Source organism: Haloarcula onubensis (genome assembly GCF_031624605.1).
GTDB classification, from domain to species: Archaea; Halobacteriota; Halobacteria; order Halobacteriales; family Haloarculaceae; genus Haloarcula; species Haloarcula onubensis.
The window spans coordinates 154,347-176,826 of record NZ_JAMQOS010000003.1; the positions used below are offsets into that span (position 1 = coordinate 154,347).

At 68.5% G+C, this 22,480-nt stretch carries 26 protein-coding genes; 13 read left to right on the plus strand and 13 right to left on the minus strand.

The window, feature by feature from the left end; all coding sequences use genetic code 11:
- Positions 1–31: 31 nt before the first annotated feature.
- The 4 genes from lrp to hemB all read right to left on the minus strand — a co-directional run bounded on the left by lrp (position 32) and on the right by hemB (position 3,619).
- Positions 32–490 carry an HTH-type transcriptional regulator Lrp gene (gene lrp / locus NDI86_RS10205; protein WP_310900319.1) on the minus strand — a complete coding sequence of 153 codons (459 nt, stop codon included), beginning with the start codon at positions 488–490 and terminating at the stop codon, positions 32–34.
- 10 nt (positions 491–500) lie between these two features.
- Positions 501–857: a P-II family nitrogen regulator gene (locus tag NDI86_RS10210; RefSeq protein ID WP_310900320.1), complete on the minus strand. Its 357-nt coding sequence runs from the start codon at positions 855–857 to the stop codon at positions 501–503.
- Positions 850–2,184, minus strand: coding sequence for an ammonium transporter (locus tag NDI86_RS10215; protein ID WP_310900321.1), 1,335 nt, complete (start codon positions 2,182–2,184; stop codon positions 850–852). Before NDI86_RS10215 ends, NDI86_RS10210 begins: the two co-directional genes overlap by 8 nt.
- A gap of 454 nt (positions 2,185–2,638) precedes the next feature.
- The gene (gene hemB, locus NDI86_RS10220) at positions 2,639–3,619 is read right to left on the minus strand and encodes a porphobilinogen synthase (RefSeq protein WP_310900665.1); all 981 of its coding nucleotides are present in this window, start codon (positions 3,617–3,619) and stop codon (positions 2,639–2,641) included.
- Positions 3,620–3,703: 84 nt separating this feature from the next.
- Between hemB and NDI86_RS10225 the strand changes: the two genes are divergently transcribed.
- Positions 3,704–4,339, plus strand: a complete 636-nt coding sequence (locus tag NDI86_RS10225; protein ID WP_310900322.1) for a DedA family protein — start codon at positions 3,704–3,706, stop codon at positions 4,337–4,339.
- Here the strand turns inward: NDI86_RS10225 and NDI86_RS10230 are convergent.
- A complete protein-coding gene (locus NDI86_RS10230) occupies positions 4,336–5,253 on the minus strand; it encodes a hypothetical protein (RefSeq protein WP_310900323.1) in 918 nt (305 codons plus the stop codon). The genes NDI86_RS10225 and NDI86_RS10230 overlap by 4 nt on opposite strands.
- Before the next feature lie 65 nt (positions 5,254–5,318).
- Positions 5,319–6,260, minus strand: a complete 942-nt coding sequence (locus NDI86_RS10235) for a hypothetical protein (protein ID WP_310900324.1) — start codon at positions 6,258–6,260, stop codon at positions 5,319–5,321.
- Positions 6,261–6,507: 247 nt separating this feature from the next.
- On the opposite strand from NDI86_RS10235, the gene NDI86_RS10240 reads away from it, so the two are divergent.
- From NDI86_RS10240 to NDI86_RS10250, 3 genes are all read left to right on the plus strand, one after another.
- Positions 6,508–7,128, plus strand: coding sequence for a conditioned medium-induced protein 4 (locus tag NDI86_RS10240; protein ID WP_310900325.1), 621 nt, complete (start codon positions 6,508–6,510; stop codon positions 7,126–7,128).
- A 61-nt stretch (positions 7,129–7,189) separates the two neighbouring features.
- Positions 7,190–7,849, plus strand: a complete 660-nt coding sequence (locus NDI86_RS10245; protein WP_310900326.1) for a CRISPR-associated protein Cas4 — start codon at positions 7,190–7,192, stop codon at positions 7,847–7,849.
- 111 nt (positions 7,850–7,960) lie between these two features.
- The gene (locus tag NDI86_RS10250; protein WP_310900327.1) at positions 7,961–8,419 is read left to right on the plus strand and encodes a HalOD1 output domain-containing protein; all 459 of its coding nucleotides are present in this window, start codon (positions 7,961–7,963) and stop codon (positions 8,417–8,419) included.
- 4 nt (positions 8,420–8,423) lie between these two features.
- Here NDI86_RS10250 and NDI86_RS10255 read toward each other — a convergent pair whose 3' ends face one another.
- From NDI86_RS10255 to NDI86_RS10265, 3 genes are read right to left on the minus strand one after another with little or no spacing between them, the layout of a single operon-like run.
- Positions 8,424–9,053, minus strand: a complete 630-nt coding sequence (locus tag NDI86_RS10255; RefSeq protein ID WP_417936260.1) for an L-threonylcarbamoyladenylate synthase — start codon at positions 9,051–9,053, stop codon at positions 8,424–8,426.
- Positions 9,050–9,565, minus strand: coding sequence for a redoxin domain-containing protein (locus NDI86_RS10260; protein WP_310900328.1), 516 nt, complete (start codon positions 9,563–9,565; stop codon positions 9,050–9,052). The genes NDI86_RS10255 and NDI86_RS10260 overlap by 4 nt, the downstream gene beginning before the upstream one ends.
- On the minus strand, positions 9,565–9,837 hold the full coding sequence (locus tag NDI86_RS10265; protein ID WP_310900329.1) for a glutaredoxin family protein: 273 nt from the start codon (positions 9,835–9,837) through the stop codon (positions 9,565–9,567). Before NDI86_RS10265 ends, NDI86_RS10260 begins: the two co-directional genes overlap by 1 nt.
- A gap of 91 nt (positions 9,838–9,928) precedes the next feature.
- Here NDI86_RS10265 and NDI86_RS10270 point away from each other — a divergent pair, with 91 nt between their 5' ends.
- Positions 9,929–11,305 carry a hemolysin family protein gene (locus tag NDI86_RS10270; protein WP_310900330.1) on the plus strand — a complete coding sequence of 459 codons (1,377 nt, stop codon included), beginning with the start codon at positions 9,929–9,931 and terminating at the stop codon, positions 11,303–11,305.
- A gap of 241 nt (positions 11,306–11,546) precedes the next feature.
- Here NDI86_RS10270 and NDI86_RS10275 read toward each other — a convergent pair whose 3' ends face one another.
- A complete protein-coding gene (locus NDI86_RS10275) occupies positions 11,547–11,951 on the minus strand; it encodes a universal stress protein (RefSeq protein ID WP_310900331.1) in 405 nt (134 codons plus the stop codon).
- A 260-nt stretch (positions 11,952–12,211) separates the two neighbouring features.
- Positions 12,212–13,411: an inorganic phosphate transporter gene (locus NDI86_RS10280; protein WP_310900332.1), complete on the minus strand. Its 1,200-nt coding sequence runs from the start codon at positions 13,409–13,411 to the stop codon at positions 12,212–12,214.
- Positions 13,412–13,572: 161 nt separating this feature from the next.
- On the opposite strand from NDI86_RS10280, the gene NDI86_RS10285 reads away from it, so the two are divergent.
- The 3 genes from NDI86_RS10285 to NDI86_RS10295 are packed head-to-tail and all read left to right on the plus strand — an operon-like array spanning position 13,573 to position 15,006.
- On the plus strand, positions 13,573–14,025 hold the full coding sequence (locus NDI86_RS10285) for a hypothetical protein (protein WP_310900333.1): 453 nt from the start codon (positions 13,573–13,575) through the stop codon (positions 14,023–14,025).
- Positions 14,022–14,768: a helix-turn-helix domain-containing protein gene (locus NDI86_RS10290; RefSeq protein WP_310900334.1), complete on the plus strand. Its 747-nt coding sequence runs from the start codon at positions 14,022–14,024 to the stop codon at positions 14,766–14,768. Before NDI86_RS10285 ends, NDI86_RS10290 begins: the two co-directional genes overlap by 4 nt.
- A gap of 40 nt (positions 14,769–14,808) precedes the next feature.
- A complete protein-coding gene (locus NDI86_RS10295) occupies positions 14,809–15,006 on the plus strand; it encodes a hypothetical protein (protein WP_310900335.1) in 198 nt (65 codons plus the stop codon).
- Positions 15,007–15,012: 6 nt separating this feature from the next.
- Here the strand turns inward: NDI86_RS10295 and NDI86_RS10300 are convergent, their stop codons facing one another.
- Positions 15,013–15,723, minus strand: coding sequence for a DUF5828 family protein (locus NDI86_RS10300; RefSeq protein ID WP_310900336.1), 711 nt, complete (start codon positions 15,721–15,723; stop codon positions 15,013–15,015).
- Positions 15,724–15,888: 165 nt separating this feature from the next.
- Here NDI86_RS10300 and NDI86_RS10305 point away from each other — a divergent pair, with 165 nt between their 5' ends.
- The 5 genes from NDI86_RS10305 (at position 15,889) to upp (ending at position 21,635) form a co-directional block, all read left to right on the plus strand.
- Complete coding sequence (locus NDI86_RS10305) at positions 15,889–16,581, plus strand: DJ-1/PfpI family protein (protein WP_310900337.1); 693 nt, start codon at positions 15,889–15,891, stop codon at positions 16,579–16,581.
- 134 nt (positions 16,582–16,715) lie between these two features.
- Positions 16,716–17,708, plus strand: coding sequence for a TAXI family TRAP transporter solute-binding subunit (locus NDI86_RS10310; RefSeq protein WP_310900338.1), 993 nt, complete (start codon positions 16,716–16,718; stop codon positions 17,706–17,708).
- Positions 17,709–17,721: 13 nt separating this feature from the next.
- Positions 17,722–18,204: a DUF1850 domain-containing protein gene (locus NDI86_RS10315; protein WP_310900339.1), complete on the plus strand. Its 483-nt coding sequence runs from the start codon at positions 17,722–17,724 to the stop codon at positions 18,202–18,204.
- On the plus strand, positions 18,201–20,912 hold the full coding sequence (locus NDI86_RS10320; RefSeq protein ID WP_310900340.1) for a TRAP transporter permease: 2,712 nt from the start codon (positions 18,201–18,203) through the stop codon (positions 20,910–20,912). The genes NDI86_RS10315 and NDI86_RS10320 overlap by 4 nt, the downstream gene beginning before the upstream one ends.
- A gap of 45 nt (positions 20,913–20,957) precedes the next feature.
- The gene (gene upp / locus NDI86_RS10325) at positions 20,958–21,635 is read left to right on the plus strand and encodes a uracil phosphoribosyltransferase (RefSeq protein WP_310900341.1); all 678 of its coding nucleotides are present in this window, start codon (positions 20,958–20,960) and stop codon (positions 21,633–21,635) included.
- Positions 21,636–21,868: 233 nt separating this feature from the next.
- Here upp and NDI86_RS10330 read toward each other — a convergent pair whose 3' ends face one another.
- Positions 21,869–22,474, minus strand: a complete 606-nt coding sequence (locus NDI86_RS10330) for an IMPACT family protein (RefSeq protein ID WP_310900342.1) — start codon at positions 22,472–22,474, stop codon at positions 21,869–21,871.
- Between the last annotated feature and the right edge of the window lie 6 nt (positions 22,475–22,480).

A 22,480-nucleotide genomic window follows, 5' to 3' on the forward strand; every position in this document is an offset into this window, starting at 1 on the left:
GCCGGGGCAGTGCAACCGCGGCAGCGTGTGGTTACTCGTCGGTCTCTTCGACCGTGAACTGCTCGTGCTCGCGGACCGTGTTCAGCACGACGGAGGTGGCGGCAGTGCGGATATCGGGGTCGGTCAGTAGCTCCTTGATGTGTGCGTTCATCTCCTCCGTGTCGCGGAACTTCCCGACGGCGACGATGTCGTGGCTACCGGTCACCTCGTACACCGCGACCATGTTGTCGAGGTCGCGGAGCCGCGCCGTCACCGTCTCGAGTCCGCTGCCATCGACCGACAGCTGGAAGACGGCGGTCACGTCGTACCCCAGTGCCCCGTAGTCGACGCGAGCGGTGTACTCCTCGATGACGCCGGCGTCGACCAGCTGGTCCATCCGCCGCGACACCGTCGTCGCGGCGACGCCGGTCTCGGCGGCGACGTCGCGGGCGCTCGCCCGACCGTCGCGCAGTAGGGCGTTTACCACCTGTCTGTCGATATCGTCGACCATCGCCCGCCGCTCAGACGGCCTCGGGTCCGGTCTTGCCCGTCCGGACCTGGTAGGCGTCCTCGACCGGGATGACGAATATCTTGCCGTCGCCCTTCTCGCCCGTGTGGGCGCCCTCGGCGATAGCTTCGACCACGTCGTCGGCGGGGATGTCCGCGACGACGGTCTCGACTTTGACCTTCTGGTGGAGGTCGACGACGTACTCCTCGCCGCGCCACTGGCCCTTCTTCGCGGGCTGGGAGCCCCGGCCGGAGACGTTCGTCACTGTCAGCGAGGGCGCGCCGACCTCCGCGAGCGCCTGTTTCACGTCGCCGAGCTTGTCGGGACGGACCATCGCAACGACCATCTTGATGTCGGTGTCGTCAGTCATCTTTGGAACCTCCGTCAGTACGTACCTCTTCGTTCATGATACCACCGTCGGCGACGACGCTGTCGCCGGAGCCGAACTCGGGGTAGGTCTCGACGCCGTGTTCGCTGACGTCGAGGCCTTCCTGTTCGTGTTCGGGCGTGACGCGGGCCTGGCCGACGGCCTTGAGCACGGCCCAGACCGCACCGGTCGCGACAATCGTCCAGCCGGCGATGGCGACCACGCCGATGAGCTGTGCGATAAAGGCGTTCGCGACAGAGCCGACCGTGCCGGGCGTGGCGACGAACGGGAACATGAGGGTCCCGAGCACGCCGGCGCTCCCGTGGACGGGGAAGACGGCACAGACGTCGTCTATCTTCAGGCGCTTCTCGACGAAGCCAAAGACGATGGGCAGCTGGGCGCCGGCGAGGCCGCCGACGAGGAACGCGCCCCACCAGGTGGTGGTGTCCGGAATCGCGGTGATGCCGACCAGCCCGGCCAGCAGCCCGTTCGCGACGTAGAGCGTGTCGACCTTGCCGGTCTTGGCCCAGGCGACGGCGGCGGCGCCGATAGCACCGCAGGCCATGGCGATGGTCGTCGTCATCGCGACGCGACCGACGTAGGAGAACGCGCCGAGCGTGAGTTCGCCGGACTCGCTGAGGGCAAACACCGACGCGGCGGTCCCGACGTTGAAGCCGTACCAGCCGAAGGCGAGGATGAGCGTCCCGAGCACGGCGAAGGTCAGCGAGTGGCCGGGGATGACGTTCGCGCTGCCGTCGTCGTTGTACCGGCCCATGCGCGGCCCGAGGACGTAGGCGGCGGTCAGCCCGGCGATGCCGCCCATGCCGTGGACGATCATGCCGCCGGCGAAGTCGTGGAACGCCTCGCCGCCGAAGCTGATGTACGCGCCGGCCCAGGTGATGCCCGTCACGAACGGGTAGATGACCGCGGCCAGCAGGAACGTGTACGTGATGTACGCGCGGAGTTTCGCGCGGCCGGCGACGGCCCCGGAGACGATGGTCGCCGCCGTCATCGCGAAGACGGCGCCGAACAGCCAGCTGACCCAGCTGTTGGGGTCAGAGGTCTGGAACGCCGGGACGAAGCCGCTCCCGCCGACCAGCGACGAGAACCCGGCACCGATGACGAAGAACACCGTCACCCCGACCGACCAGGTGAGCAGGTTCTTCGTAAGCTGGTTCGCGACGTTCTTCGAGCGCACCTGCCCCGCTTCCAGCATCGCGAAGCCGGCGTGCATGAAGAAGATCAGGAACGTTACGACTAGGACCCACAGGAGGTTTACCCCCGTGACTAACGTTTCGAGGTCGCTTGCTTGTAGTGGTTCGAGTACCATGATTTCTGTCTGATTATTGCGTTTGAACGTCCAACTTTATCGGCGCGAGCGCCAACTTCGTCAAGTCGTTCACGGAGAAATCTCTGGCAACAACACTACATAAGGATTTGGTTTACGAAATCGAAGGTTCGAGGGTTTGCAGTAGACGAACGTTCAGATTACCATAGGATATTATGGATATAAGGTTGTTCTCCGTCAAGAAACGGCGCGTCTGTCCGCTCGTATTTTGGACGTTCGTAAACCCCGATTTCGCGGTTTCGAGCCCGTTTTGGGCCCGAGCGCTTGCGCGCGCCGGCGAACTCGGCGGTCGGACCCGGTGTCGGTTCGCGAGCGGCGGCAGAACGGCCTTCTCCGCGGTCAGATACAACAATCGACGAGCGCACTACCGAACTTCGCCGCGAAGAGTTGCGGTTCGGAACCCGATCCCGGGGTGAAAATTTACGAACGGCAACCGTCAGAGCCGGTCGGCGATGTCCTCGGCGAAGTAGGTGAGGATGAGGTCGGCCCCCGCACGCTTGATAGAGAGCAGCGACTCGTGGGCGACCTCCTCGAGCTGGAGCCACCCCTTGTCGGCGGCGGCGTGGAGCATCGCGTACTCGCCCGAGACGTTGTAGGCCGCGACCGGGTGGTCGTAATCCTCGCGGACCTGGGCGACGACGTCCAGATACGGCAGGGCGGGTTTGACCATCAGCACGTCCGCACCCTGGGAGACGTCGAGTTCGACTTCTCGACGGGCCTCGCGAGCGTTGGCGGGGTCCATCTGGTAGTGTCGGCGGTCGCCGAAGGCGGGCGCGCCGTCCGCGGCGTCGCGGAAGGGGCCGTAGAAGGCCGACTCGAACTTCGCCGCGTAGCTCATAATCGGCACCTCGGTGTGCCCGTCGTCGTCCAGCGCCTCGCGGATGGCGCCGACCATCCCGTCTATCATCCCCGACGGGGCGACCATGTCCGCGCCCGCGCGTGCGTGACTGACCGATATCTTTCCGAGCAGGTCCAGCGTCTCGTCGTTGCGCACCGTCAGGTCCGGGTCCGCTCTGGCGCCCGCCTCCAGCAGGCCGCAGTGGCCGTGGCTGGTGTACTCACAGAGGCAGACGTCCGTGATGACGTAGGCGTCGGTGGCCTCGGTGATACGGCGGACCGCCTCCTGAACGACGCCGTCTTCGGCCCAGGCCCGCGACCCCTGCTCGTCTTTCGACTCGGGGATACCGAAGACCATGATAGCCTCGACGCCCGTCGAGAGCACTTCCTCGACGCGGGCGACGGCCTGGTCGACGGGCACGCGTTCGTGGCCCGGCATCGTCTCGATGGGGACTCGCTCGTCGGTCGTCGCGTCGACGAACACCGGGGCGATGAGGTCCGACGCCGATACCGCCGTCTCCCGCACCAGCGGCCGCACGCCGTCGGTCCGGAGCCGGCGTGGGCGACGTGTCATGTCCATGTGCGGGTGTGTGACCCTGAGGGCCATGAACCCACCGCTCGCCGAACGCAAGTAATATGTCGCTTTCGGGATATGTTTCGGGCGATGGCACCCGAGACCCCGGAGGCCCCGGCGCGCAGTCCGGTCAGAGCGGTCGCCGAGGACTACGGACTGGTGGTCGTCGCCGGCCTCTTTGCCGTGCTGGGTCTGGCCGGTATCGCGCTGTACGTCCTCGACCCGGGCGCCGCCGAGTCGCTCCTGCGGCGGTACGGGCTGGCGGCGCTCCTGTTCGCGTTCGTCCTCGAAGGCGCGATGTTGCTCTACTTCGCGCCCAGCGAGGCGCTCGTCCCGGCGGCGGTGACCGTCCTGGCCGGGCGGGCCGAGGGGTACCACGTCCCGACGGTCGCCGCCATCCTGCTGGTCGCCGTCGTCGGGGCCACCGCCGGCCAGACGGTGCTGTTCCTCCTGGCGAAGCGGGGCGGCCGAGAGTGGTTGCTGGCGCGTCCCTGGTTCCGCGTCGACGAGGGTCGCCTGGACCGCTTCGGTGACGCGTTCGACAGCTACGGCGTGCTGGCCGTCCCCGTGAGCAACACCCTCCTCTTTACCCGCGGGATGTTGACCGTACCCGCGGGGGTGGCAGGGATGACGACCCGCCGCTTCGTCGCGCTCTCGGCGCTCGGGACCCTCTCGTTCGAACTGTTGCTCGCCGGCGCGACGATGGGCGTCCTCGAACTGCTCTAGGCGTAGTACGCCTCGGCGTCGCGGGTCCCGGTGACGATTCCCGTACGCCCCTCCCTGGCGTAGGAGATGTCCTCGACCGTCGCGAAGGGGGCGTCGGCCCCGTCGGCGGGGTCGTCGTTCGCCTCGACGTAGGCTTCGAGCGCCGCCAGGTCCACGTCTTCGGGACGGTCGTAGAGATAGACCCACGTCTCCTCGACGGTGTCGCCGTCGACGGCGCTGCTCGTGCCCCGGGCGACCAGGTTCTCGAACCGGCCGCTACCCGTCGTGGCCGCGTCGGGGCCGCCCCGCGTCGTCCCGCTGACTATCGTGGCCGTCCCCAGTTCCTCGACGAGCGCCCGCATGTCCTCGTCGACCTCGGCGTACCGCTCTATGTCACCGGTCACCGCGTCGACCACCGTCTCGAGGCGCTCGCTGGGGGCGACGGACGCCGGAGCGTACCGCTCAGCCGACGAGACGAGCAGCGTGCCGTCGGTGACGGCGAACACCCTCCCCGTGTCGGCGTCGCGGTAGCGGACGTACCCCTTGTACTCGCCCGCCCGCTCGTAGTCCGCCTCGCGGAGGTCGGCGGCGGCCCCGTCCCGGTCGAACTCGGCGGTGACGACGTCGACGCCGTCGACGGCGACGACGGCCGTGGCGTCGTCCCAGTCCAGCCCGACGGGCGCCCACGTCCGCTCGAAGACGGTCGGCTCGCCCCCGAGAGACTCCCGCTGGGCCGCCAGCGCCGACAGGTCGTAGTAGTCGAACCAGTAGTGGCTCACGTTCCGGGCCGACGGCGCCGGTAGCCACCGCGTGTACACGTCGGTGTCGCCGCCGGACCCGGACAGCGTCGAACAACCGGCACTGGCGACCCCCGCGGCGACGGCGACACCGCTCCGTCGGAGCAGCGCCCGCCGGGTCAGTTCGCTACCGGACATAGACGGGAGGAAAGCTGCGAGCTAGTTGACGCTTGTGATGCGGCGAGGCGTCCGCGAAGACGTGTCTAGAGGTCGTCGGTGTTGATGGTTCCGGAGATGACGCCCGTGCGACCGTTCTGGTTGTACGAGATGTCGTCGACGTCGTCGAACTGCTCGTCGCTGCCGTCGTTCTCGTCGACCCAGTCCTCCAGATCACCGGTGTCCACGTCGTCGCTGCTCTCGTAGACGACGACGTACTTCACGTCGGTGGTCTCCCCGTTGATTTTGGCCTGCTGGCCCTGCGCGACCATGGCGTCGAAGGTGCCGTTCTCCGGGCTCGCGTCCTCCGGTTCCTCCATCGTGCGGCCGCTGACGAGCGTCCCGCCCCCGAGTTCGTCGACGAGCGTGCTCATGGCCTCGCTGTCGTCGGCGTAGCGGTCGGCGTTGCCGGTCTTCGCGTCGATAACCGCCTCGGCGGTGCCGGTCTCGCCGCTAGAGGACTCGCCGTCGGTGTCTCTCGCCGGGGTCAACACGGCGGCACCGTCGCCGATGGCGTACACCTGTGACTCGCTCTCGTCGAGCATGAGGGTGTAGCCCTCGTGGTCGCCGTCCTCGTCGAAGTCCTCGTCTTCCAGGTCCGAGATGACGTCGTCCCGGTTGAACTCCGCCTCGATGACTAACCCACCGAAGCCGAACATGCCACCGAAGCCCAGAATCGTCAGCCCCGACACGTCCTCCCAGTCGATATCCAGGGGGTCCCAGAAGTCCTCGTAGCTCGCGGGGTCGAAGCTCTCTTCGTCGATTTCGTCCTCGTTGGACTCGAAGTCGTCCAGGTTGAGGTAGGTGAAGTTGTAGTGGTCGCTGTCGCCGATATCGTCCGGGACCGGCAACCAGTCGGCGTACGACGCCCCGCCGCCGAGCGGGTTCGGGATACTCGAACAGCCGGCAGCACCCACCAGCGCCCCCGCGCCCGCCGTCGCTAGACTCCGTCGTAACAGCGTCCGTCTCGTGTACGTTCTGTCGAACATGAGTACAGCATTAGTGACAGGGTAGATTACCTTTGCCCTTCCATTAAGTACCAGATATGTGAGAAATGAAATATGAAGTAGCTGAGGGAGAAAAATTTCCGCAGTTGAGAGGCTCCAAATCCGTACTAGTGTTTTGCATGTTCGATAAGTATCTATTGCAATAATCTACCTGACATTTCCGCGGTGGGAAGCGCGGCGCCGGGGTACCGAACAGCTATATACGCCGGCGTGGTAATATACCGGTCGGATGGACGAGAAGACAGAACGGCTCAGGGACATCTTCATGGACGTCTCCGGCGACGCGTCGGTGACGGAGTCACAGGCGGCCGGCCGCGGGTCGCTGACCGACACCGACGAGGCGGCGGTCGACGGACGGCTCGGTGAGACCGTCGCGCGGATGCGCGAGCGCTACGACTTCCGGACGGCGCTGGACGATTCGGCCCTGGTGACGCTGGTCCGGGCGTTCTACGCCGGCCGCGACGACGCGGCCATCGCCGACGAACTCGGCGTCGAGGAGTCGGCCGTCGTCGAGGCCCGACTCGACCTGCACCTCCTGCGGGAGTCCGACGACGACGCCGCCTTCGACGTAGCCGCGTTCCGGAAACGCGTCGTCGGCGACGAGGCGACGGACGCCGACCTCGCCGCGGCGTTCGATATCGACGCCGGGACCGCGGCCCGCTACCGCCGGGTGGTCGAGGCCCGGGCCGCAACGCGGCGGGTGAGCCACCGCTTTACCAGCGAGTTCGAGGACGCGCTGGCCGACGCGGGACTGTCGACCCGAATGACGGCCGCCGTCCGTGAGACCGGACTGGACGAGGCCACCGAGGACATCGACTCGCTGGATTCGGACGCCGACGTGTCGATGTGAGCGCGGTCGGCGGCCCCTACCCGGCGAACGTTTTTCACCTAGCACGGCCCCACCCGGGCGCATGGCCGACCACACCTTCCGCGAGCTGGAAACCGCGGCCTACTGCCCGCGAAAGCTCTACTACCGCCGTCGGGACGGCCCGCCCGACGTCCCCGAGGAAATCGAGCGGATACGCCGACTCGCCCGCGAGTACGAGCGCCTGCTCGCCGACGACGCGGCGCTGCTTGCGGCGCCCGTCGAACCCGACCCCGGGACCGTCCGCGCGCGGTTGCGGGCGGCCCGCGACCGCCTCGACGACTGGGACGCCCTGGCGGCCCCCGCCGAGACTGACGTGTATCTGGCCGGCAAGGACGCCCGCGGTGTCGCCCACAAACTCGTCCGGACCGACGCCGGCACCGTCCCGTCGCTGGTGTTTGCCGGACGCCCGCCCGACGAGGGGGTCTGGGCACCCCAGTCCGTGCGACTGGTCGCGGCGGCGAAGGCGCTGTCCTGGGAGCGCGAACGGGCCGTCGAGCGGGCCTTCGCGGAGTACCCCGCCCACGGCGTCGTCCGCGGGGTCGACATCGGCCCGCGGCGGACGGGCCGGTACCGCCGGGCGCTGCGGGTCGCCGAGTCCGTCGACGCGCCGCCGGCCCGGACCGAAAACGACGCCAAGTGCCGGCCCTGTGACTACCGCGAGCAGTGTGGCGTCACCACGCGGTCGCTGCGGTCGCTGCTGTGAGACGGGGCGGCAAGCGAACGAGTGTCACAGCGACACTGTTAGTATCACGCTACTGGCGCGGCGATACTCGTGGTGGGAAGCCCTACGCCCGCTCGGGTCTTCCCTTCCGATATGAGACACGCCACGAACCGGACGGAGAACTGGACGCCCGACAGCGCGTCGCTCGCGGTCGACATCGTCACCGCCGTCGCCGACAGGGCCGGCGCCGACCCCCTCGACCTCCCGCCGCTGCACGACGCGGTCGACCTGGAGTGTCTGGCCGAGTACCTCGAATACGACCAGGACGGCCGCGACATCGTCTTCCCGTACGCGGGCTACAGCGTCACCCTGACCGCCGCGGGCGCGGTAGCGGTCGTCCCGCTTTCGGCCGCCACCTCGCCGGCGGCTATCGCGGCCGCGCTCGCGGACTCGACGGTCCCCGACCCGGCCCGCGGGTGGCAGTGGGAACCGTTCGGTGGCTACCACGCGACCCGGTACGACCGCGGGGACGGCGAGCGGACCCTCGTCTACGGCGACCGGGACGCCGGGGCCTGGATAGAGTCGGACGAGGCCGTCCCCGTCGAGGCCTGAGGCGCTACTCGCTGTCGAGCCACCGCTCGACGGCGTCGGCGCTGGCCCCGCGGCGGTGGACGGTGTCCGCTTCCGCGTCGACCACCGTCGAACCGGTCCCGCCGTCGGTCTCGCCGGCGTCGAGCACGACGGCGACCCGGTCTGTGATTTCGTCCAGTTCGGCGACGGTCGTGGCGCTGGGGTTCCCCGAGACGTTCGCGCTCGTCGCCGTCACCGGCCCGGCGTCCGCCAGCAGTTCGAGCGCGACGGGGTGGTCCGGGATGCGGATGCCGACCTTCGGCCGCCCGCCGGTCAGGGCGTCGGGCACCTGTTCCCGGCGCTCCACGACCAGCGTCACCGGTCCCGGAAGAAAGTCGCGCATGAACCGCTCCTCGCGCTCCGTGGGACGGGTGTACGCCAGCGCGGTCTCCACGTCCGGCACCGCCATCGACACCGGTTTGTCCCGCGAGCGGCCCTTCGCCTCGAACACGCGCTCGACGGCGTCGGGGTCGGCCGCGTCGGCGGCCAGCCCGTACACCGTCTCGGTCGGGTAGACGACCAGGTCGCCGTCACCGATAGCCGCGGCGGCCGCGGCGATGGCGTCGCTATCGACCGCCGCTCCGTCGGGGCCTCCCCCGTGCCTCTCGTCGCTCACAGCTGCGCTTCGACGGCGTCGTAGTCGGGGAATGCGGGCCACTCCTCGCCGACCCAGGCGTACTCGACGGTGCGCTCGTCGTCCAGCAGGAAGATGGCGGGGCGGGGCTCGGTGAGCCCGTCCATCCCGCTCGCGTCCATGTCGATGCCGTAGGCCTCGGCGACGCCGTTTTTCGGGTCCGAAAACAGCCGGGCCTGGCCCTCGATGTCGCGCTCGTGGAGCAGGTCCTTGTGGGCGTACGGCGTCGAGATGGAGACGCCGACGAGGGTCGCGTCCTCGTGCCACCCCCGGTCGCGGACCTCGTTCCAGAGGTACGTCGCCGGGAAGGCGCCGTCCATCGCGTGAAAGAGGAGGAGCACGGGGTCGTCGCTGTCGGCACACACCTCGGCGAGCGAGGCGTCCGCCCAGTACTCGTCGTTGACGAGCGGCCGGGTGAAGTCGGGGGCCGTCTCGCCTTCCTCGGGGTGGTCGGCCGGCCCCAGTTCGACCACGTCGAAGTCGAGTTCGGCCATCAGGCGGCCTCCCCGGTTTCGGCCGCCGCTTGTCCGTAGGTCCGCTCCAGATACGCGACGATGTTGGCGCTCTCGCTCATCGTCACGCCCGTCGCCTCGTCGACGATGGCCGGGACGGTGCGCTTGCCGGTGAGCCGTTTGACCACGTCGCGTTCCGAGTGCATCGGTTCGACGAACCGCGAGCGGTAGTCCAGTCCGAGGTCGTCCAGCGTGCGGACGACCCGCTCGCAGAACGGGCAGGCCTGCAGCCGGTACAGCGTGATGTCGCTCATACGGCCGCGAGTACGGGCGAGACGCCCCTAAGGGCTTCGGGCTCCGACCATGGCAAGGCTTAATCCCCGGCGATGACAACTCCGACCGTTGATGGCCCCACCCAACGCCGTCGCGTCGTCTACGGCGGTGCTCCAGACCTTCGAAGTCGTCGGCGTCGCCGTCCCCGAGAGCGCCGTCCTCGTCGGCGGCATCGCCACCATCGTCTTGCTCATCCTCCTCTCGGCGTTTTTCTCCTCCTCGGAGATAGCGATGTTCTCCCTGCCGGCCCACCGGACCGAAGCCTTAGTCGAGGACGGCGTCCCCGGCTCTCGAACGCTCAAGGAGCTGAAGGCCGACCCCCACCGCCTGCTCGTGACCATCCTCGTCGGCAACAACCTCGTCAACATCGCGATGTCCTCCATCGCGACGGGGCTGCTCGGCTTCTACCTCTCGCGGGGCCAGGCCGTCCTCGCGGCGACCTTCGGTATCACCGCCATCGTCCTGCTCTTTGGCGAGAGCGCCCCCAAGAGCTACGCCGTCGAGAACACCGAGTCGTGGGCGCTCACCATCGCCAAGCCGCTCAAGGCCGCCGAGAAGGTACTGCTCCCGCTCATTCTCCTCTTTGACTACCTGACCCGCATCGTCAACAAGATAACCGGCGGCCGGTCGGCCATCGAGACCTCCTACGTCACCCGCGAGGAGATTCAGGACATCATCGAGACCGGCGAGCGCGAGGGCGTCTTAGACGAGGAGGAACGCGAGATGCTCCAGCGCACGCTCCGGTTCAACGACACCATCGCCAAGGAGGTCATGACCCCCCGGCTCGACATGACCGCCGTCGCGAAGGACGCCTCGATTCGGGAGGCGCTGGAGACCGCCATCCAGAGCGGTCACGCCCGGCTCCCGGTGTACGAGAGCAGCCTCGACAACGTCATCGGCGTCGTCCACATCCGCGACCTCGTCCGGGACCTCGACTACGGCGAGAAGTTCGCCGACGACATCGTCTTAGAAGAGCTCATCGAACCGACCTTACACGTCCCCGAGTCGAAGAACGTCGACGACCTGTTGACCGAGATGCGGGCCGAACGGCTCCACATGGTCATCGTCATCGACGAGTTCGGGACGACGGAGGGGCTGGTGACGATGGAGGACCTCACCGAGGAGATCGTCGGCGAGATTCTGGAGGGCGAGGAAGAGGAGCCCATCGAGTACATCGGCGACGACACCGTCACCGTCAAAGGCGAGGTCAACATCGAGGAGGTCAACGAGGCCCTGGACCTCGAACTCCCGGAGGGCGAGGAGTTCGAGACCATCGCCGGCTTCATCTTCAATCGTGCGGGCCGCCTCGTCGAGGAGGGCGAGACCATCACCTACGAGGGTGTCGAAATCCGCATCGAGCAGGTCGAGAACACCCGCATCATGAAGGCCCGCATCGTCAAGCTCCCGACCGACGAGGACGCCGAGGCCGAAGAAGTCCAGCCAGAGTGAGACGGTCCGTTCTCGACCGTCAGTGGCCGCCAGACCCCCCTAACGACCGCTGTCGTCTGGACGTTCTACAGCCAGAGAGCCCCGCTCACTGATGGGTCTCATCAGTCTTGCTGAACAGAGAGGACGAGGTCAGCACACACGAGGCGACGACACCGCCTTCCTCGTTTGCCGCGTCTCACACAGCCAATCGGGAGTCACGAACTCGGGGCTTTCGCTGTCGAGTTGCTGACCCATCGGTGGCTCATTCGGCCCCGACGATGGTCACCGGGACTGGCGAGTTGAGCGCCACCGACTGGGTGACACTCCCGAAGAGGGCCTTTCCGGTGGGTGAGCGGTCCCGTCCAGACACCACGACTTTGTCCGCCCCGATATCGTTCACCATCTCCACAATCGATTCCGCGACTGGAACGTACAGCTCGGACTGCTCGACCGTGACGCCGGCGGCAGAGAGGACGTCCACCGCTTCCATGACGCCCGGGCTCTCCTCGTTGAAACTGTCACTGCCGTCGCTGCTTGGCCCGTCGGCGTAGGCGTGAGCGACCGTCACCGTGACCTCGTCCGTCTCACCGGGAAGCCCCAGGACGTACTGGGCCTGAGCGGCCGCCCGATCGGTATCGTCGTCTACCGGCAGAAGTATCTGGTACATCGCATAGCAACGGACACGTCGTGTCGATAAATACGTTCCCACCGGACGGCAGCCGGCAACGTCGGCCGACCATCGCCGGACAAAGACAGAGTTCGGGGGGTATGCGTGTGAGATACCGGTCACGCCAGAACCGATACTGCCCCTCCAATCGGGTCCTAACGGCCACTCAACCGCGACCGACTCGCGCCCTGTATGTGGCGGCCACCGCGTGCCAATTTCCGAAGGCCACAACAGCGCCCAGCAAACCGGGCGGACACAGCTCAGACGAGCGAATCGATGGCGAAGAACACGCCATAGGAGAGCGCGAAGGCGAGCACGAGCGACCCGAGCCACGCCAGCACCGTCTTGCCCATCTTGCTGCGGCTCACTTCGCCGCCGCCGGCCGCGGCCCCCGACCCGACGATGGCAGAGACGATAATCTCGTTGAACGAGACGGGGATGCCGAAGAAGACGGCCGACTGCGCGATGAGGAAACTCGGGATGAGCGCGGCGATGGAGCGTCGCGGGCCCAGCGAGGAGTAGTCCTGCGAGAGCGCCTTTATCATCCGGGGGGCGCCGGTCCACGAGCCCACGAGCAGCCCGAGGCCGCCAAAGAGCAGGATGCCGGTGAGCGGAATCACCGCGGCGGGGCCCGAGTCCAGCAAGGGGAGCAGCGGGCCAAGCGCCAGGCCGACCTGGCTGCCGCCCGCGGAGAACGCGACCAGCCCGCCCAGCACGAGCAGGAAGTGCCGCTGGCCCGCCGCGGGGTCGGCACGCATATCGTAGGCGAGTAGTCCTCCGCCGAGCAGGGCCGCCAGCAGGGTGACGCCGACTATCGTCGGGAGCGCGGGCGTCCCCGCCGCCGTCGCGACCGCCTCGGCGACGGAGGCCTGTGCGGACCCGGGCGCGAGCAGGACGAAGCGGACGTTCGCGAGCAGGGCCGCGACCAGCCCACCCAGCACCGGGACGAGGACGGGTTCGGCGACCGACTCGTGGCGCAGCAGGTACGCCGTCGCGTAGGCGATGCCGCCGCCGACGAAGGGGACCGCGACCCACAGCGAGACGATTTCGACGTACTTCGCGGTGGCGGGCTGGCCGCCTATCGCCAGCCCGACGCCGACGACGGCCCCGGTGACGGTGAAGGCCGTCGCGATGGGGTAGCCGGTGAAGATGCCGATAGCGACGAGGACGGCGGCGGTCACCAGGGCGACGATGGCCGCTATCGCGGAGAGGCCGCCGCCGTCGGGAAAGAGGACGAGGCCGCCGCCGACCGTCTCGGTGACGTTCGCGCCCTGCAACACCGCGCCGGCAAGGCCCAGCAGGCCGACGAAGAAGCCGGCCCGCATCACCGAGATGGCGTTGGCGCCGACCGCCGGGGCGAACGGTGTCGACCCCGACGAACCGGCTCCGATTGCCCACGCCATAAACAGACTCGCCGCTGCCGCCACGGTGAGCGTCACCAGCAGACTCGTCGCTACCATCTACAGCGGCGTTTGCCCTTGCCCCCAATGAGCCTACCGTTCGACACGTCGGGAATCTCCACCCGAAGTCGAGGGGTATGTGAGCGAGTGCCACGTGGTTCCGGGACCGAGCCCAACATGTTGGTCAAATCGCCAACTCGCTGTCGAGGCGCAACTCGAACATGCACGGAACGGACGATCCGACGGCCCTGACGAACCGAACCGCCGTCTCGCGCGTGGTGTACCTGGTGATGGCGGTGTCGACGCTGCTCGGCGTCGCCCACCACGTCGACCACGTCGTCAGGGGCAACCACGTCGGCTGGCCGATAACGAGTCAGGTCACCCCCTTCACGTACAGCCTCGTCGTCTACCCGCTCATCGCCGTCGGACTCGCTCTGACGCTGTCGGGGCGGGCTGGCAACCGCTACTGGGCGGGCTTTTTCGCGTGCAGCGCCGCGATGCTCGCGTACTTCCACGTCAGCCCGTGGGCCGTCGAGCCGCCGGGCGACGTGATACTGCCCTACGCCGACCCGGCGGTTGGCTACCTCGCCTTCGCGGTCCTGCTGGCGCTCGTCGCGTCGGTCTGTCTGGGCTCGCTGCTGGCGGCCGCGGCGTGGTACCGGGAGGCAGTATGACCGATGTCCGGGCCGGCGGCGGGCGGCCCGACGTTTATCCGTGGTGGGGACGAACGGACGGCAGCGATGGCCGCTCGACGAATCCGACGACAACGGGAGCGAGGGCCGTGATACGCGCGCGCTTCCGGCTAGCGCTCCGGGAGGGGATGTGGGTCACGACAGTCTCGACGCGGTTCCCGGACGCGACGCTACGACTGCTCACGGGCGTCCCGATGGGCGACCGGGCGCTGGAACTGGGCGAGGTCCGGGCCGACGACCCCGAGCCCGTCGCCGAGGCCATCAGGGATCACCCGGACATCTCCGAGTACGAGCCCCTGTGGGCCGGCGAGGGACGGGCCATCGCCCAGTACGAGGCCGTCGAGCAGGGACTCTACGAGTTCCTCTGGGCGTCCTCGCTCCCGCCGGAGTTCCCCATCGTCGTCGAGAACGGCGTCATGGAGTTCGACCTCACCGCGACCCGCAGCCAGTTCGAGGCCGTCGGGGACGCGCTCGACGCGAGCGACCAGGCGTACGAACTGCTGTCGGTCGTCCACGCGGCCGAGGGCGAGGCCTTGCTGACCGAACGCCAGCGCGAGTGCGTGACCACCGCGCTGCACATGGGCTACTTCGAGGTCCCGCGGGGGACCACGCTCGCCGCGGTGGCCGAGGCGCTGGATATCGACAAATCGACCGCCAGCGAGACCATCCGGCGGGGGACCGCCCGCGTGATGGCGCAGTTCCTGCTGGGCGGCGACCCGTCGTGACGGGCCGGCCGGGCGTGGGAACGACCGGCGGTGACGGGTCGTGAGCCGCCTGTGGCGGCGGTCGACCCACCGCGCGATACACCTCCTGCTGGCGGTGGCGGCGGGCGCGTTCGTCTACTCGCCGCTGCGGACCGAACCGGCGGCCGTCCTGGCGGTGCAGGCCGTCCTGTTTCCGCTGCTTGCGCTCTCGGGCGTACTGCTGTGGAAGGGCGCGGCGCTGCGGCGGCTGGGTCGTTGAGGGCGCTCAGTTCGTCTTGGGGTCGCGTTCCTCGCCCGGTTCGACGGCGTCGACGCCCTCGGCGGCCTCGACCGCTTCGGTCACTTTCTCGGTGTCGACGTGCCAGCGGTCCACGTCCTGGTCGTAGTCGGCCAGCCGATTCGAGACGCGCATCTTCAGGTCGTCGTCGTTGACGTTGACCTCGAAGACGTACTCGGGATGGTCGTTGTCGCCGACCCGCCGGAGGTTCGCGCTGACGAGCGGGTTGTCGAAGTAGTAGGGGGCAATCTGTGTCATCACGTTGCGGTAGACGGTGTCCTCGACCTTCCGCAGCGCCTTTCGGCCGGCCGAGTCGGCCGCGCGGGCGACGTAGTCGACGGACTCGCCCCACTTGTCGAAGGCCTCGTCCGGTTCGTCGAGGTTCTCGTAGGACTCCGTGAGTTTCTCGCCGGCCTTCTGGAGGTCCTCGTCCGGGTCCTTGCCGGCCTGTTCCCCTTTCCCCTCGTCGATGCTGGCCTGCTCGGCCGTCTTCTCGTTGACGTCCTCGTCGAGCCGTTCGTGGCTCTTGGGTCGCCAGTCGTCGAACTCCTCGAGGTCCTCGTCGTCGATGTCGGCCTCGACGTCCTCGTCGCCGAGGAGGTCCTGAAGCGCCTGGGTGATGCGCTCGCCGTGTTCGACGACGTCGACCCAGCCGCCGTGTGTCTTGAATCCTGAGACGCTCTCTTCGATATCTGCCATTGTAGAAGGTGCACGGACGGTTGCTGCCGTGTGCTCGGTAGTTGACACTGGGACTGGTTAAGCGTTTCCGCCCGCCGCAAGCCGTGTGGCGTGCACGTGGATGACACACGGGTCGGCCGCCCGCGTCTGTTCCCCTTATCAGTCTCGGCCACCTATCCGCCGGTGATGCCATCAGCACTGTTCGTCGTCAGCGAGGAAGGCTACTGGGGCGAGGAATGCATCGAGCCGCTCACGACACTCACGGACGCGGGCCTCGACATCGAGGTCGCGACGCCGAGCGGGGACCCGCCGGTACTGGACGAGCGCTCCGTCGACCCCGACGAGGTCGGCGAGGAGACGGCCGCCGAAGTGCGGTCGGTCCACGAGAACGACGAGCGCCTGAACGACCCGACGCCAGTGGCGGCCGTCGACGCGGCCGACTACGACGCCGTCGTCTTCCCCGGCGGCCACGGCACCGAGTGGGACATCAACCAGGACAGCGACGCCCGCCGACTGCTCCGTGACGCCGTCGAGGGCGAGTCCGGGAAGGCGCTGGTCGTCTGTCACGCCGTCGGGATTCTGGCGTTCACGCGGAGCAACGACGGCGGCTTCCTGGTCGAGGGCCGCTCGGTCACCGGCTTCCCGAACGAGTGGGAGGAGGGCATCGTCGACGAGCACGACCGGATGCCCGACGGCCGCAAACTCCCCTACTGGGTCCAGGCCGAGGTCATCGCCGCCGGCGGCGACTGGGACGCCGAACTCGATTCGGACACGAGCGTCACCGTCGACGGCGACCTCGTGACCGCGCGCGGCCCGCCCTCCTCGGCCGAGGCCGCCCGGACGCTGCTGGAGGAACTCGGCGTCGAACAGCCGGCCTGAGCGACCGACCGCGTTCGGCTCGCGGCCGCGTCGGTACCGCGGACCCGACCGGCCGCTCAGAAGGCGCGTGTTACTGCCGCACAAACGCCGGAAAGCTGCTCGTAACTTTGCGCCCGTTGGTCGGTTGTGAGTGTATGTCACGCAGAACGACGCGGCGGCGGTTACTTCGGCTTACCGGCCTCGCGGGCGTCGCCGCGCTGGCAGGTTGTGGCGGAAACGGTGGTTCAGACAGCGGCGGAAGCGGGACCCGGCTCTCCTGGCACGCCGGGGGGACCGGCGGGACCTACTTCCCGCTCTCGAACGAGTTCAAGACCATCGTCGAGGGACAGACCGACTACACGCTGAACGTCCAGTCCACCGGCGCGAGCGTCGAGAACGTGGGCAACCTCGCGAGCGGGGACGCCGACTTCGCGCTCATCCAGAACGACATCGCTTCCTTCGCGAAGAACGGCACCGGCATCGACGCCTTCGAGGGGAGCCCCGTCGAGAGCCTGATGGGCGTCGCGACGCTGTACCCCGAGACCATCACGGTCGTCACGCTAAGTAGCACCGACATTACGCAACTGTCCGACCTCTCGGGCGCGACCATCAACACGGGCGACCTGGGGTCGGGGACGCAGGTCAACGCCCTCCAGATACTGGACGCGGTGGGTATCAGCGACTTCACCGAGCAGAACGCCTCCTTCTCGCAGGCGGCCGACCAGCTTCGCAACGGCGACATCGACGCGGCCTTCGTCGTCGGCGGCTGGCCCGTCGGCGCCATCGAGGACCTCGCGAACACGAACGACGTCGTTCTGGTCCCCATCGAGGGCCAGAACCGCCAGGCCGTGAAGGACGCGGCGTCGTGGTTCGCCGACGACACCATCCCGGCGGGCACCTACACCGGCGTCGACCAGGCCATCGAGACGGTGGCCGTCCAGGCCATGATAGCCACGCGGGCGGGGATGGACGACGCGACGGTCCAGGAGGTGACCGCGGCCATCTTCGACAACACGGGCGAACTCACCATCAAGACCGACTTCATCACGAAAGACAGCGCCCAGGACGGGATGTCCATCGAACTCCACCCCGGCGCTGCGGCGTACTTCGGCGCCGGCGGCGGGACCGGCACCGGAACGGGGAACTGAACGCGGGCCCCGCATGGCCCGCCACCGCGCCGCCGCCGTCGCCGCCGTCGCACTGGTCGTACTCGCGGTCGCACCGGCAGTGCCGACCGGGCGCACCCTCGTCGTCGCGGACACCGAGACCGGCGAGACGTATCTCCGGACGCCCGTCGAGAACGGGACCACGGTCACGCTCGCGTACACCCACAGCGTCGAGAAGACGCCGGTCAGAGACGTCTACACCGTCGACGGGAACCGCCTCGTCGCCACCCGGATGGCCTTCGAGTCGTACGGCTGGGGGCTGCCGAGTCGCGCGAACGTCAGCCGCGAGGGCGGCCAGTTCGTCTACGACCCGCCGGGGGAGTACCGGCGCCTCACCGTCGCGCCCGGCGACGTGGCCGGCCATCGGCTCCGCGTGGGGAATCGAAGCTACGACCTCGTCGAACTGACCGACGAACGGTCGGTCGACGTCTACGTCGACCGCCGGTCGGCCGTCGCAGCCGCCGTTGACTCACTATGACCGACACAGACAGCGTCGACGACCCGCCGGAGGAATCGACCGACGAAGACGTCGAGGAGATGCTCCAGGAGATAGAGCGGCGGCGGTCGCTGCAGGGCGCGGCCGCGGTGGCCGTCGCCGCCATCGGCATCTCCTTCTCGCTGTTCCAGATGTGGCTCGCCGCGAAAGGGTTCGTCCTCTCGCTGACGCTGCCCGGTATCGGCCGCGTCCAGCTCGCGGCGCTCCAGTTGCTCCAGATAAACGCCGTCCACGTCGCGTTCGGCCTGGTACTCGCCTTCCTGCTGTACCCCACGTCGACCGGCGACGGCGTGGTGGCCCGTCGCCTCGCCGGGCTCGGGACCCGGACGCGCGACCGCTTCGGCCCGGACCACCCGGTGAGCCGCGGCGTCGACGCCCTCGGCGGCGGGCTGGCCTGGCTCGCGCTCGACCGCGACATGGACCGGGTGACGCCGTTCGACGCCGTCGCCACAGCTATCACCGTGCTCGCGGCGTCGTACTTCATCACCGACTTCCCGGAGATACAGCGGATGCGCGCGCTCGGCCTGGAGGCGGGCCGGACGCTCCCGGAGATGGTCCCGCTGCTCTCCCCCGTCTCGGGGCTGCTCGGCCCGCTCGCCGACGTGTCCTACGCGTTCCTCCTGGGCGTCCTCGGCGTGTTGCTCGTCCTCGAAGCGACGCGACGGGCCATCGGCCTACCGCTGATGCTCATCGTCGCGGCTTTCGTGGTCTACGCCCGCTACGGCTACCTCATCCCGGGCGGGACCGCCTACGTCGGCGTCCTCTCCATCCCGCGACTGGGGTGGAACTCCATCGTCCAGAACCTCTGGTACAACACCGAGAACGGCGTCTTCGGCATCCCGGTCACCGTCTCGGTGCAGTTCATCTACATCTTCATCCTCTTTGGCGCGTTCCTGGAGATGTCCGGGGCGGGCCAGTGGTTCATCGACCTCGCGTACGGGGCGACGGGGACCCGGAGAGGCGGCCCCGCGAAGGCGAGCATCCTCGCCAGCGGGTTCATGGGGACCATCTCGGGGTCGTCTATCGCCAACACCGTCACGACGGGCGCGTTCACCATCCCGCTGATGAAGCGGTCGGGCTATCGCCCGGAGTTCGCGGGCGGCGTCGAGGCGTCGGCCTCCTCCGGCGGGCAGATACTCCCGCCGGTGATGGGCGCCGCAGCCTTCCTCATCGTCCAGTACACGGCGACGCCCTTTGCGAACGTCATCATCGCCGCCTCGATTCCCGCCATCGTCTTCTTCTTCGGCGTCTGGGTGATGGTCCACTTCGAGGCGACCAAAGAGCGCATCGGTGGGCTCGACCCCTCGGAACTGGTGGACCTCCGCCAACACGTCCGGACCGGCTGGTTCTACCTGGTCCCCATCGCCCTGCTGTTGTACTACCTGCTCGTCGAACGGCTCTCGGTCGCCCGCTCGGCGTGGTTCACGCTCATCGCCATCGGCGCGCTCATCACGCTCGTGGCGGCCTACAGCGACGAGACGCGGGGGCGGTTGCTGGGGCTGCTCGCGGCGCTGTTCGCGGGCACGTTCCTCGCGCAGTACCTCGCCGGCGCGGGCATCCTCGGGGCGCTGCTGGGCGGGGGGCCGGGGGGCCAGTCGCCGCAAGCGGCGTTCGCTGCCACGGTCGGCTCGCTGGGCGGTATCGCCATCGCGGCCGGCGTGCTCACGCTCGCCACCCACCCCTACATCGACGCGCACGTCCTCGACTTCGACGACGCGGTCGACGAGGCGGCCCTGCGCACCGCGAGGGCCGTCGACAGCCCCTCCCTGACCGGCAACGGGCTCTACCGGCTGAGCACGTTCCTCGGGAAGTCGATGGAGAGTGGCGCTCGCACCGCCGTCCCGGTCGTCGTCGCCGTCGCGGCCGCGGGCATCATCCCCGGCGTCATCAGCGTCTCCGGGCTGGGGCCGAATCTCGTCGCGCTCATCCGCGCCGTGGCCGGCGGCTCGCTCGTCTTGCTCTTGCTCGTGACCGCCGTCGCCTCCATCATCCTCGGGATGGGGATGCCGACGACGGTGACCTACATCATCCTCGTCTCCCTGCTGGCGCCGGCGCTTATCGCCTTCGGCGTCCCGGAGCTTGCGGCCCACCTCTTTATCCTCTATTTCGGCGTCATCGCCGACATCACACCGCCGGTGGCGGTCGCGGCCTACGCCGCGGCGGGGGTGGCGAAATCGGACGCCTTCCAGACCGGCATCGAGGCGTTCTCGCTGTCGCTGAACAAGGCCATCGTCCCCTTCGCGTTCGTCCTCGCGCCGGGTATCGTCCTGTTGCGCCCGAAGGCGAACGCCGCCACGCTCCCGCCGGGCGAGCAGTACCGCGTCGTCCAGTTGGCCGACTTCGCCGACCCGGGCTTTGTCGTCTTCGACGTGGCGATTCCGGTCGTCGGGGTGTTCGTCGGCGTCGTGGCGCTCGCGGCCACCGTCATCGGCTACGTCTCGGCGCCGGTCGACCGGAGCCGGCGGGCCGCCTTCGCCGTGAGTTCGCTGCTGCTGATGGCGCCCGGTCTGGCCGTCTCGGGGACCTACGACGTCCTCGGACTCGTCGGCCTCGGCGGCGGCGAGATGACGCTGGTGCTCGACGTGGGGCTGCGGGCGCTCGGGCTGGCGCTCTTTGCCGCCCTGCTGGTCGAGAACCGGCGTCAGTCCGAGGGCGTCACCGACGCGGCCGGGAGCCCGGAACCCGCGTGACGGGTCCCCGTCAGCGTTTACTCTCCGCCCGCCGACTGCCACCCTATGGTACTCGAACAGCGCGGTGACGCCTGGCTGGTCACACACGCGCTCGCGAAAGACGAGCTCTCGCGGCTCCGCGAGCGGGACACCGAACAGGTCGCGTTCCGCAAGGGGTTGGTCAAACTCGGGCGAATCTGTGGCTACGAGATAATCGACGGGCGCATGGAGACCGAGTACGTCGAGATAGAGACGCCCCTGACCACGACGATGGGCGAGCGGGTAACCGGGCTGGACGACGTGGTCATCGTCAACGTCCTCCGGGCGGCGACACCGTTCGTCGAGGGGCTGTTGAAGGCGTTCCCGCGGGCCCGCCAGGGCGTCATCTCCGCGAGTCGCGACGAGTCCGCGGGGATGGACGACGACGGCGAGTTCCCCATCTCCGTCGACTACGTGAAACTCCCCGACATCGCGCCCGACGACACCGTCATCGTCGCCGACCCGATGCTGGCGACGGGGTCGACCATGTCGGCCGTGCTCTCGCATATCACCGAGCAGGGCGCCGACCCCGACGACCTCGTCGTCCTCTCGGCGGTGGCGGCCCCGCCCGGTATCGTCCGGGTCTCGGAGTCGTTCCCCGAGGTCGACCTGCTGACCGTCGCCATCGACGACGAACTCAACGAGGAGGGCTTCATCGTGCCGGGGCTGGGCGACGCCGGGGACCGGGCGTTCCGGACGAGTTGAGACGGCGGGCCGAACCGGCACGACCGACGGCGACAGCGAGCGCCCGGGCGACGGCGCGAGTCGAAACGGATTTTACGTGGGTCCGTCTATGACGGACACTTCGGCGACTCGTCCGCCCGCGAACCCCCTCTCTTCTGCTGGAAACCGCTATACTGCGGCGTTATTTCGTTCCATCTGAAATACGTGTTCGCCCGGAGCATGATACGTGCGGTTGGCGGTGTGGACGGCGACGGTCAGCGGTGGCCCTCGATGTCGGCCCGGCCGCTGGTCGCGCTGCGGACGCGGTCCCGCAACTCGCCGCCCTCGGCCGTCGGCACCCTGACCGCGAAGGTCACCTCGGCCTCGTAGTCGGCAGTAAAGTCCACGTCGGCGGACTCGAGCAGGCTCCGGACGCTGCCCGAGTCGTCGTATGCGACGGTTATCGAGAACCGCTCGTGGGGAACCGACTCGACGACCCCGGCGGCGTCGACGCCCTCCTTGACGGCCCGCGAGTACGACCGGGCCAGTCCGCCGACGCCGAGGTTCGTCCCGCCGTAGTAGCGAGTGACCACGGCGGCGACGTTCTCGATGTCCCGTTGCTGGAGGACGTTCAGCGCCGGCTTGCCCGCGCTCCCGCTGGGTTCGCCGTCGTCGCTGGCGTACTCCCGGTCGGGCGAGGCCCGCACCCGATAGGCGGGGACGTTGTGGGTCGCGTCGGCGTACTCGGCGCGTCTCTCCGCACAGAAGGCCTCGGCCGCGTCGACGGTCTCGACGGGCGCGACGTGGCCGATGAACTGCGACCCCTGCACCTCGAAACTCGCCGACGCGCGCTCGGCGACGGTCCGGTAACTCTCCGACACGCCCGC